Origin of the sequence: Pseudomonas sp. 2VD, from assembly GCF_005503585.1 — a bacterium.
In the GTDB taxonomy this organism is placed as follows: Bacteria; Pseudomonadota; Gammaproteobacteria; order Pseudomonadales; family Pseudomonadaceae; genus Pseudomonas; species Pseudomonas aeruginosa.
Genome location: NZ_SCND01000212.1, coordinates 1 through 10577, shown reverse-complemented (window position 1 = coordinate 10577; position 10577 = coordinate 1). Strand labels below are relative to the sequence as shown.

Here is a 10577-nt window from a genome sequence, read left to right as displayed (position 1 = left end):
GCCTGCTGCTGATGGCCCTGCTTCGCGAAGGCCAGGCGCCGCGCCCGGCACGACTCGCCTGGCGCGACATAGGCGGCCTGTTGCGGCGGCCGGTGGTCCGCGCGGCCATCGCCTGCACCGCGACGGGACACGGGTTGATGATCCTGATCATGAACGCCACGCCGCTGGCCATGAGCTTCTGCGGCCTGCCGCTGGAACAGTCGAGTCGGGTCATCCAGTGGCACGTGCTGGGAATGTTCCTTCCGGCGTTCTTCGCCGGAGCGCTGGTCGACCGCATCGGCAACCGTCGCGTCGCCCTGCTCGGCGCGCTCCTGCTCGCCGCAAGTGCCGGCATCGCCCTGGGCGGGCAGTCGGTCATACATTTCCTGCTCAGTTCGCTGGCCCTGGGCAGCGGCTGGAACCTGATGCTCATCGCCGGCACCACCCTGCTCGGCGAGGGCCACGCCGAAAGCGAGCGCGGCGCCGCACAAGGATTGATGGAGCAAGGCAACAGCCTGGTGGCGGCGCTGATGTCGTTCGGCTCCGGCGCCCTGATCACCAGCCTTGGCTGGAACGCGGTGAACCTGCTGGTCTGGCCGGCGCTGCTGGTGGCGCTGACACTGCTCTGGCCGGTACGGCGAACGCGGACGCTGTCGCGCTGAAACGCCGGCAACGAAAAAGGCGACCTTGCGGTCGCCTCTTCTGCCTTACGGAAACGCCTCAGTAGTAGGCGTTCTCCTTGTTGCTGTGGTCGGTCACGTCGCGCACGCCCTTCAGTTCGGGAATACGCTCGATCAGGGTCTTCTCGACGCCATCCTTGAGGGTCATGTCGACCATCCCGCAGCCCTGGCAACCACCGCCGAAACGCAACACGGCGATGTTGTCCTCGACCACGTCGACCAGGCTCACCTGTCCGCCGTGGCTGGCCAGGCCGGGATTGATCTCGGTCTGCAGGTAGTAGTTGATGCGTTCGGTGATCGGGCTGTCCTCGTTGACCATCGGCACCTTGGCGTTCGGCGCCTTGATGGTCAGCTGGCCGCCCATGCGGTCGGTGGCGTAGTCCACCACCGCGTCTTCGAGGAAGGGCTCGCTGACCGCATCGATCCAGGCAGTGAAGTCCTTCAGGGCGATGGCGGTGTCCTCGACCTTTTCCTCGCCCGGCTTGCAGTAGGCGATGCAGGTTTCCGCGTACTGGGTACCCGGCTGGGTGATGAAGATACGAATGCCGATACCCGGGGTGCTCTGCTTCTCCAGCAACTCGGCCAGATACGCTTGGGCAGCTTCGGTAATGGTGATGGCGCTCATGGCAACTCCTCGCAAATATGCCGACAGTTTACGCCAATCGGTACTTGCGGATAAAGCCCTAGTAAATTAGTAGGAATAATTCGCGATAACCGACCCGCCCCTTGCGGAGCGGGTTGCGAGACTCAGAGGTTCTCGTAGCGATTCATGTCCAGCGCGCCCGCCTCGACCGGCTCGGTTTCGCGGATGTACGCCTCGAGATCGTGGAAGTAGCTCCAGAACTGCGGATTGCTGCGGCGCACGCCCCAGCGTTCGACCACCTTGTCGAAGTCCTCGCTACTCTTCGCCGCCTCCAGGGCGCCGACGAAGGCCTCGGCATCCGTCGCCGGCAGATCGAACATGAAGTTCGGATAGCTGGACAGCACGCCGGGGTAGATCGTCAGGGTGTCCAGGCCCGGCTGGTAGCGCAGCGACTCGCCGAGCATGAAGGCGACATTGCTGTGCGCGCGGTTGCGCAGCACGGTATAGACCTCGCGCTTGCCGCTGGACGTACGTATCCGCAGCATGGTCGCCTCGGGGAAGCGCTCGATGACCTTGAGGCCGGCCGCCGGCCGGCTGACCAGGCGACTGAAGGCCTGCTCGGCGTCCTGCAGTTCGCGGTCGATGCCCGGTCGATAGCAGTTGCCGTCCAGGCAGCGGTTGATCGGGTCGGGGCGCGCATTGAGGTCGCCGTAGCGACGCAGCAGTTCTTCGGCGAAGGCCTTCTTCGACTGCTTCTCCGGCAATCCCAGCGCGCTCGGCGTGTCGTCGTCGAAGGCCTGGTAGTCCATCCACATCTTCAGCTTGCCGCTGTTCTGGTACCAGTCGTCGAGCAACGGCTGGCGCGCGTCGACCGGCATCAGGCGGAGGAAGTTCTGCTCGGCGCCGTTGCGGATCAGGTCGAAGTACAGGCGCGTCTGCGCCTGGTGCGAGACGTTGCCGAAGACATCGAAGTTCACCACCAGCCCGTAGTAGGTTCGCTCGAACAGCGGGTAGTCCATCAGCCACAGGGTCTGCGGTACCTCGCCAAGCAGGCCCTTGCGCACCGAGGCGCTGTCGAACTGGCGGAAGATGCTCAGCAGGGCATTGTCGTTGCCGTGCCAGATCGTGTTCCAGGTCGGCGGCGGCGCGTCGGCGTAGACGTCCTGGCGCAGGTCTTCGTACTCGTTGCGCTTGTCCCGGTAGGCGCTCCACAGGCCGAGCAGGTTCTTCAGCTCGTCGATCTGCCCCGGCAAGGCCAGCAGCGGCTCGCTCTGCGCGCGGAAGTTGGCGTCGGTGACGAACAGGTCCTGCTCGGGGTCCTGGAATACCACCCAGAAGTTGTCGCGGATCACGTCGGTGGCGATCTGTCCACGGCAGACCGGCCCGCGGATGAAGGTACGGGTGAAGTACTCGGCGTTGTCCAGCATGAACTGGTAGCGCGCCCGTGGCGGGATCGCAGCGAAGGTGACGAACGGGTTGGCGCGGCTCTGCACGCCGTAGCCGGGAACCTTGTCGGTGTTCCACTGGGTGCCGAAGAACAGCTCCTGGACGCGTTCCAGCTTCTTCGCCGTCAGCGGATAGGTGATGTGCGTCTTGTGGACGATCACGCCCTGGATCGGCCAGAGGCGGTAATAGAAGCTGTTGCCCGGATCGTCGTTGGGACGCCGGGTCGGGATCGGGTCGATCGGCTGGCCGCTGGGCGTGCGTGAACGCACCAGTTGGAAGAAGTGGCCGGGCGCGCCCTGTTCCGGGAAATACAGGTGCGCCAGGAACAGGTGCTCGTAGAGCCAGCGCGAGACCAGGCTCTGCTTGGCCCCAGGCTGGTTGAGGAAACGCTCCCAGCTGGCCACCTGGCGCGCCTCGGCGGCGGTCGGCCGCAACGGCTGCTGGTCGACCGGGGCGCCCGCGGCCAGCCACTTCTGCAAAGTGGCGTATTCGTCGTCGCTCAGCCCGGCCACCGCGAAAGGCATGCCGGAACCTGGGTTCTTGCGGATGAACGCATCGATGCTGGCCGGCGTCGGGCACTGGTTGGCGCGGTTGATCGAAATGTCCAGGCCTTCGGGGATCTTCGCATTCGGCTGCAACGGCTGGCTGTGGCCAAGCTCGAGCATCCGCGCCATCAGTGCGGCCTGGCCGTCCTGCGGTTCGAGCACCGACCAGAAGTCCTTGCGCCGCCAGGCGTCGGCACCGTGCGCATCGAGGTACAGGCGGGTGGTTTCCTGCGCCTTGGTCCGCGTGCCGTCGTAGACCGGCAGTTGGTTGGCGCCGCGCTGCGCGCCCTCGGCGCTGCTCAGGTTGAGCTGGCAGGGCGAATCGTAGCAGGCGTGGCAGGCGACGCACTTGGCGGTAAAGATCGGCTGGACGTCACGGCTATAGGAAATTTCAGCAGCGGAAACAGACTGGATAAAAGACGACAAAACGAAGGCCAACCCAACCAACGGTCTTGGCAACATGAACCACTCCTCACTCGGCGACGGGCGATTCTAGCAAACCCGCCTCTCTGCGCCGCACTTTCACAACGGCGGGCGAACTCGCCCCGGGCCTGAGCCGCCATTTCGCCAGCATTCCACCGGCTTCGGCCGCCACGTATGCTAGCCGGGCTCCCAGGCCCGCCCTGGCGATCAAGGACGATGACTTCGAGGAAACAGGGATATGTTTCGACTCGCCGCGCCCCATCCGCGCCCGTTCGCGTGCGCCCCACGTCCCCTTCTCGCCGCTTTCCGCCTGCTGTCGCCAGGCGGCGCTTCCGTTCGCGCCCGGCGCGGCCTGGTCCATCCTTTCGCCGCCCTGGCGGCCCAACGGAGAACCCGCCCCATGAAACTGCTCGCCGGCAGCTTCGCCGCTCTCTTCCTGAGCCTTTCGGCCCAGGCGGCGGACTGTACTTTCACCCAGCTGGAAATCGTGCCCCAGTTCGGCTCGCCGAACATGTTCGGCGGCGAGGACGAGCACGTCCGCGTGATGTTCAGCAACGAGGATCCCAACGACGACAACCCCGATGCCTTTCCCGAACCGCCGGTCTACCTGGCCGACCGCGACAGCGGCAACGATTGCCGCATAGAGGACGGCGGCATCTGGTCGCGCGGCGGCGTGTTCCTGAGCCAGGACGGCCGGCGCGTGCTGATGCATGAATTCAGCGGCTCCAGCGCCGAGCTGGTGTCCTACGACAGCGCCACCTGCAAGGTGGTGCACCGCGAGGACATCTCCGGCCAGCGCTGGGCGGTGGACAAGGACGGGCTGCGCCTGGGTGAGAAATGCTCGGGCGAATCCGTCGACAGCTGCGCGAAGATCGTGAAGCGTTCGCTCGCGCCGTTCTGCCAGACCGCAAAGAAATGATCCGGGCCGGAGCGCCCCTTATCGACACGCATAGGTGATACATGGACAGTCTCGATCAATGCATCGTCAACGCCTGCAAGAACAGCTGGGACAAGAGCTACCTGGCCGGCACCCCGAACAAGGACAACTGTTCCGGCTTCGTCCAGTCGGTGGCCGCCGAGCTGGGCGTACCGATGCCCCGCGGCAACGCCAACGCCATGGTCGACGGCCTGGAGCAGAGCTGGACCAAGCTCGCCTCCGGCGCCGAGGCCGCGCAGAAGGCGGCCCAGGGCTTCCTGGTGATCGCCGGCCTGAAGGGCCGCACCTACGGGCACGTCGCGGTGGTCATCAGCGGTCCGCTGTATCGGCAGAAGTACCCGATGTGCTGGTGCGGCAGCATCGCCGGAGCGGTCGGCCAGAGCCAGGGCCTGAAGTCGGTCGGCCAGGTGTGGAATCGCACCGACCGCGACCGCCTCAACTACTACGTCTACTCCCTGGCCAGTTGCAGCCTGCCCAGGGCCAGTTGATTCAGGCCGTGCTGCGAATGAGCCAGACTCATTCGCAGCACGATTCCCCACGAGCATCCCGACTCCACTCGCCCGCCCCTTCGCCGCCCGCCTGCGCACTCCGACCTCCGCATTCCGCCCGTATGCTGCGACAAAACGGCGCCTGCGGCTTTTCCGGCCCGCGGATGAACATCTTTCAACTTGAATGAAATTCATGGTCCAGCCACCCCCGGTCGGAAAGCCCCTGCCTTTGTTATGCTTTTCACCTTTCCGCCCACTGACGCCAGGTCCATCCATGTCCAGCCCGCTCACCGATCGCAGCGCCCGCCTGCAAGCCCTCCAGCACGCCCTCAGGGAACGTATCCTGATCCTCGATGGCGGCATGGGCACCATGATCCAGAGCTACAAGCTGGAAGAGGCCGACTACCGCGGCGAGCGCTTCGCCGACTGGCCGAGCGACGTGAAAGGCAACAACGACCTCTTGCTGCTCAGCCGCCCGGACGTGATCCAGGCCATCGAGAAGGCCTACCTCGACGCCGGCGCCGACATCCTCGAGACCAATACCTTCAACGCCACCCAGGTGTCCCAGGCCGACTACGGCATGCAGTCGCTGGCCTACGAACTCAACGTCGAAGGGGCGCGCCTGGCTCGCCAGGTGGCGGACGCGAAGACCGCCGAGACCCCGGACAAGCCGCGCTTCGTCGCCGGCGTGCTCGGCCCGACCAGCCGCACCTGCTCGATTTCCCCGGACGTGAACAACCCCGGCTACCGCAACGTCACCTTCGACGAGCTGGTGGAGAACTACGTCGAGGCGACCCGCGGCCTGATCGAGGGCGGCGCCGACCTGATCCTGATCGAGACCATCTTCGACACCCTCAATGCCAAGGCGGCGATCTTCGCCGTCCAGGGCGTGTTCGAGGAACTCGGCGTGGAGCTGCCGATCATGATCTCCGGGACCATCACCGACGCCTCCGGCCGCACCCTGTCGGGCCAGACCACCGAGGCCTTCTGGAACTCGGTGCGGCATGCCCGGCCGATCTCGGTAGGCCTGAACTGCGCCCTCGGCGCCAAGGAATTGCGGCCGTACATCGAGGAACTGTCGACCAAGGCCGACACCCATGTCTCGGCCCACCCCAACGCCGGCCTGCCGAACGCCTTCGGCGAATACGACGAATCGCCGGCGGAAATGGCGGTGGTGGTCGAGGAATTCGCCGCCGCCGGCTTCCTCAATATCGTCGGCGGCTGCTGCGGCACCACCCCGGCGCACATCGAGGCGATCGCCAAGGCGGTGGCCAAGTACCCGCCGCGGGCCATCCCGGAGATTCCCCGGGCCTGCCGCCTGTCCGGCCTGGAGCCGTTCACCATCGACCGCAGCTCGCTGTTCGTCAACGTCGGCGAGCGCACCAACATCACCGGCTCGGCCAAGTTCGCCCGGCTGATCCGCGAGGAAAACTACGCGGAAGCCCTCGAGGTCGCCCAGCAGCAGGTGGAAGCCGGCGCCCAGGTGATCGACATCAACATGGACGAAGGCATGCTGGACTCGAAGGCGGCCATGGTCACCTTCCTCAACCTGATCGCCTCCGAGCCCGACATCTCGCGCGTGCCGATCATGATCGACTCCTCCAAGTGGGAAGTGATCGAGGCCGGCCTGAAGTGCATCCAGGGCAAGGGCATCGTCAACTCGATCTCGATGAAGGAAGGCGTCGAGGCCTTCAAGCACCATGCCCGCCTGTGCAAGCGCTACGGCGCCGCGGTGGTGGTGATGGCCTTCGACGAGGACGGCCAGGCCGACACCCAGGCGCGCAAGGAAGAAATCTGCAAGCGCTCCTACGACATCCTGGTCGACGAAGTCGGCTTCCCGCCGGAAGACATCATCTTCGACGCGAACATCTTCGCCATCGCCACCGGCATCGAGGAACACAACAACTACGCGGTCGATTTCATCAACGCCTGCGCCTACATCCGCGACCACCTGCCCTACGCCCTCAGCTCGGGCGGGGTGTCCAACGTGTCCTTCTCGTTCCGCGGCAACAACCCGGTACGCGAGGCGATCCACTCGGTGTTCCTCTACTACGCGATCCGCAACGGCCTGACCATGGGCATCGTCAACGCCGGCCAGCTGGAAATCTACGACGAGATTCCGAAAGCGCTGCGCGACCGGGTCGAGGACGTGGTGCTCAACCGCACGCCCGAGGCCACCGAGGCCCTGCTGGCGATCGCCGACGACTACAAGGGCGGCGGCGCGGTCAAGGAGGCCGAGGACGAGGAATGGCGCAGCTACAGCGTCGAGAAGCGCCTCGAGCATGCGCTGGTCAAGGGCATCACCACCTGGATCGTCGAGGACACCGAGGAATGCCGCCAGCAGTGCGCGCGCCCCATCGAGGTCATCGAAGGTCCGCTGATGTCCGGGATGAACGTGGTCGGCGACCTGTTCGGCGCCGGCAAGATGTTCCTCCCGCAGGTGGTCAAGTCCGCGCGAGTGATGAAGCAGGCGGTAGCCCACCTGATTCCCTTCATCGAGGCGGAGAAAGGCGACAAGCCGGAAGCCAAGGGCAAGATCCTGATGGCCACGGTGAAGGGCGACGTGCACGACATCGGCAAGAACATCGTCGGCGTGGTGCTCGGCTGCAACGGCTATGACGTGGTCGACCTCGGCGTGATGGTGCCGGCGGAGAAGATCCTGCAGACCGCCATCGCCGAGAAATGCGACATCATCGGCCTGTCCGGCCTGATCACGCCGTCGCTGGACGAGATGGTCCACGTCGCCAAGGAAATGCAGCGGCAGAATTTCCAGTTGCCGCTGATGATCGGCGGCGCCACCACCTCGAAGGCGCATACCGCGGTGAAGATCGATCCGCAGTACAGCAACGACGCGGTGGTCTACGTCACCGACGCCTCGCGCGCGGTAGGCGTGGCCACCAGCCTGCTGTCCAAGGAGCTGAAGGCCGACTACGTGGCCCGCACCCGCGCCGACTACGCGGTGGTCCGCGAACGCACGGCCAACCGCAGCGCCCGCACCGAGCGGCTGAGCTACGAACAGGCGATCGCCAACAAGCCAGCGTTCGACTGGGCCGGCTACCAGGCGCCGACGCCTTCCTTCACCGGCGTCAGGGTGCTCGACGAGATCGACCTCGCGGTGCTCGCCGAGTACATCGACTGGACGCCGTTCTTCATTTCCTGGGACCTGGCCGGCAAGTACCCGCGCATCCTCACCGACGAGGTGGTCGGCGAGGCCGCCACCTCGTTGTTCAACGACGCCCAGGCGATGCTGAAGAAGCTGATCGACGAGAAGCTGATCAAGGCCCGCGCGGTGTTCGGCTTCTGGCCGGCCAACCAGGTCGAGCACGACGACCTGGAGGTCTACGGCGCCGACGGCGAGACCCTCGCCACCCTGCACCACCTGCGGCAGCAGACGATCAAGCCGGACGGCAAGCCGAACCTGTCGCTGGCCGATTTCGTCGCGCCGAAGGAAAGCGGCGTGCGCGACTACATCGGCGGCTTCATCACCACCGCCGGGATCGGCGCCGAGGAAGTGGCCAAGGCGTACGAAGCCAAGGGCGACGACTACAACAGCATCATGGTCAAGGCGCTCGCCGACCGCCTCGCCGAAGCCTGCGCCGAGTGGCTGCACGAGCGGGTGCGCAAGGAGTACTGGGGCTACGCCCGCGACGAGCACCTCGACAACGAGGCCTTGATCAAGGAGCAATACGTCGGCATCCGCCCGGCACCGGGCTACCCGGCCTGCCCCGACCATACCGAGAAAGGCACCCTGTTCGAACTGCTCGATCCGCAGGGCCTGTCCGGCGTCAGCCTGACCGAGCACTACGCGATGTTCCCGGCCGCGGCGGTCAGCGGTTGGTATTTCGCCCACCCGCAGGCGCAGTACTTCGCGGTCGGCAAGATCGACAAGGACCAGGTGGAACGCTACAGCCAGCGCAAGGGCCAGGAAGCCAGCGTCAGCGAGCGCTGGCTGGCGCCGAACCTTGGCTACGATGACTGACCAGGAAGGCGACGATGAAATTCCTCACTCCCGAGCAGATGGAAAAGCCGCGCAAGCGCCGCCTGCGCAAGAAACTGCGCCTGGGCGAGTTCCAGGAGTTCGGTTTCAGCTTCGAACTGACCTACGACCGTAGCGCCCTCTCCTACGACGATGCGCTGGACCATCTGATCGACTTCGTCGAGGCCCAGGGCTGGGTGTTCGGCGGTGGCGGCTCGCCGGAACAGGCGGAGATCAGCGGCTACCTGTGCCTGGCGCGGGTCGGCAGCCTGGACGAGGCGGACCGGGAAAGCGCCCGCCTGTGGCTGGAAGCCCAACCCTGGTGCAAGACCTTCGAGGTCGGCCCGTTGAGCGACTGCTGGCACAACTTCTTCGAGTGAAACCGGCGCCAGCAGGCGCGAAGCTGCGACCTACACCCGGATCAGGCGCGGTTCATGCCCCGTGTGGGCGAGAAAGGCCAACAGGTCTGCGTAGCGAATGCACTCGGTGGCGGTATTCACCAACGGGTGGAAACCGAGCAACTGGTCCTGGCGAATGGCATCGTCGAGCAACACCTCGACCCTGTGCTGCGGATCGTTGACCAGCGCGAAAGGCGTCACGCAGCCCAGTTCGACGCCGAGGTATTCGCGCAGGCGCTCGACCGAGGCGAACGACAGGCGGCTTTCGCCGATCTGTTCGGCGATGCCCGGCAGGTCGGCCTCCTTGCGCTCGTCGAGCAGCACCAGGTAGTGGCGAGTGCCCTTGCGGTTGCGCAGGAACAGGTTCTTGATGCCCTGGTCGGGCAGTTCGATGCCCTGCGCGTAATATTCCTCGATGGAGGCGATGGCCGGATGCTCGACCCGCTGGCTGTCGATGGCCAGCTCGCGGAGCAACGCCAGAAGCGCCTGCTCGTCCATTTTCGCACTCATGGGACGCGCGCCCTCAGGTGAACTGCGAACCGGAACGGCGCACGAACTTGATCGACCACTTGAAGTTCGGCTTGCGCGTCACGCTGATCGGGCGCCGGGTCACGGTATCGATGGTGATGTTCCAGAACCCGGTGCTGGGCACCTTGATCTTCGCCGGGAAGCGGTCGAAGGCGCCGCCATGGTAGCTATGCCGCCCGCCATTCTTGAAACTGCGGAAATTGGCGTCGTTCATCAGGCGGATATTGCATTGCTGCGAACACTCGATGACCACGATGTCGTCTTCGTTGAGGTGTTCGCGCTGGTGGACGAATTTCATGGAACGGTTCCGTTGCTGCGGTGGAGCGGAGCGCAACGATAGCACGTCGGCGCCGGCCATACCGCCTCAAGACGGGCAATGGTAGGATGCGCGCCCCATGCGTAGCCAAGACCTCCACCAGCGCCTCGCCGATCTCGGCGCCAAGCCCCTGCATTGCGGGAGGATCGTCCGCGCCTGGCTGCAGGGCCGCGCCCTCGATGCCTGCACCGCCCGCCAGCGGGCCGAGGACTTCCTGCCGCTGGGCGTACGCCATGGTCTGCCCCAGGTAGCCGCGGAACTGGAAGGCATCGCCCGCC

At 65.5% G+C, this 10577-nt stretch carries 9 protein-coding genes and 1 pseudogene; 6 read left to right on the top strand and 4 right to left on the bottom strand.

Going from position 1 to position 10577, the window contains the following annotated elements; genetic code table 11:
- On the top strand, positions 1–641 hold a 641-nt coding region (locus tag FFS27_RS20920; RefSeq protein ID WP_137952184.1), incomplete at its 5' end, for an MFS transporter.
- A gap of 58 nt (positions 642–699) precedes the next feature.
- Here the strand turns inward: FFS27_RS20920 and nfuA are convergent.
- Positions 700–1284 carry a Fe-S biogenesis protein NfuA gene (gene nfuA, locus FFS27_RS20915; RefSeq protein WP_003088034.1) on the bottom strand — a complete coding sequence of 195 codons (585 nt, stop codon included), beginning with the start codon at positions 1282–1284 and terminating at the stop codon, positions 700–702.
- 122 nt (positions 1285–1406) lie between these two features.
- A complete protein-coding gene (locus FFS27_RS20910; protein WP_021264652.1) occupies positions 1407–3695 on the bottom strand; it encodes a fatty acid cis/trans isomerase in 2289 nt (762 codons plus the stop codon).
- 361 nt (positions 3696–4056) lie between these two features.
- Between FFS27_RS20910 and tsi1 the strand changes: the two genes are divergently transcribed.
- The 4 genes from tsi1 (at position 4057) to FFS27_RS20890 (ending at position 9437) form a co-directional block, all read left to right on the top strand.
- Positions 4057–4575, top strand: a complete 519-nt coding sequence (tsi1, locus tag FFS27_RS20905) for a type IV secretion system immunity protein Tsi1 (RefSeq protein ID WP_003132761.1) — start codon at positions 4057–4059, stop codon at positions 4573–4575.
- A gap of 41 nt (positions 4576–4616) precedes the next feature.
- Positions 4617–5081: a type VI secretion system effector peptidoglycanhydrolase Tse1 gene (gene tse1 / locus FFS27_RS20900; protein ID WP_003088027.1), complete on the top strand. Its 465-nt coding sequence runs from the start codon at positions 4617–4619 to the stop codon at positions 5079–5081.
- A gap of 274 nt (positions 5082–5355) precedes the next feature.
- The gene (gene metH / locus FFS27_RS20895; protein WP_003088025.1) at positions 5356–9060 is read left to right on the top strand and encodes a methionine synthase; all 3705 of its coding nucleotides are present in this window, start codon (positions 5356–5358) and stop codon (positions 9058–9060) included.
- Positions 9061–9074: 14 nt separating this feature from the next.
- On the top strand, positions 9075–9437 hold the full coding sequence (locus tag FFS27_RS20890; RefSeq protein WP_003088023.1) for a YggL family protein: 363 nt from the start codon (positions 9075–9077) through the stop codon (positions 9435–9437).
- A gap of 30 nt (positions 9438–9467) precedes the next feature.
- Here the strand turns inward: FFS27_RS20890 and FFS27_RS20885 are convergent, their stop codons facing one another.
- On the bottom strand, positions 9468–9965 hold the full coding sequence (locus FFS27_RS20885; protein ID WP_003122823.1) for a prolyl-tRNA synthetase associated domain-containing protein: 498 nt from the start codon (positions 9963–9965) through the stop codon (positions 9468–9470).
- A gap of 13 nt (positions 9966–9978) precedes the next feature.
- Complete coding sequence (locus FFS27_RS20880) at positions 9979–10341, bottom strand: DUF1883 domain-containing protein (protein WP_003122824.1); 363 nt, start codon at positions 10339–10341, stop codon at positions 9979–9981.
- 37 nt (positions 10342–10378) lie between these two features.
- On the opposite strand from FFS27_RS20880, the pseudogene FFS27_RS20875 reads away from it, so the two are divergent.
- A pseudogene (locus tag FFS27_RS20875) lies at positions 10379–10577 on the top strand (rRNA methyltransferase); the annotation flags it as partial.

What these genes read in the sequence shown, in the direction of transcription:
- nfuA (WP_003088034.1), bottom strand. Translation starts at nt 1,284, where the DNA reads ATGAGCGCCATCACCATTACCGAAGCTGCCCAAGCGTATCTGGCCGAG.
- FFS27_RS20910 (WP_021264652.1), bottom strand. Translation starts at nt 3,695, where the DNA reads ATGTTGCCAAGACCGTTGGTTGGGTTGGCCTTCGTTTTGTCGTCTTTT.
- tsi1 (WP_003132761.1), top strand. Translation starts at nt 4,057, where the DNA reads ATGAAACTGCTCGCCGGCAGCTTCGCCGCTCTCTTCCTGAGCCTTTCG.
- tse1 (WP_003088027.1), top strand. Translation starts at nt 4,617, where the DNA reads ATGGACAGTCTCGATCAATGCATCGTCAACGCCTGCAAGAACAGCTGG.
- metH (WP_003088025.1), top strand. Translation starts at nt 5,356, where the DNA reads ATGTCCAGCCCGCTCACCGATCGCAGCGCCCGCCTGCAAGCCCTCCAG.
- FFS27_RS20890 (WP_003088023.1), top strand. Translation starts at nt 9,075, where the DNA reads ATGAAATTCCTCACTCCCGAGCAGATGGAAAAGCCGCGCAAGCGCCGC.
- FFS27_RS20885 (WP_003122823.1), bottom strand. Translation starts at nt 9,965, where the DNA reads ATGAGTGCGAAAATGGACGAGCAGGCGCTTCTGGCGTTGCTCCGCGAG.
- FFS27_RS20880 (WP_003122824.1), bottom strand. Translation starts at nt 10,341, where the DNA reads ATGGCCGGCGCCGACGTGCTATCGTTGCGCTCCGCTCCACCGCAGCAA.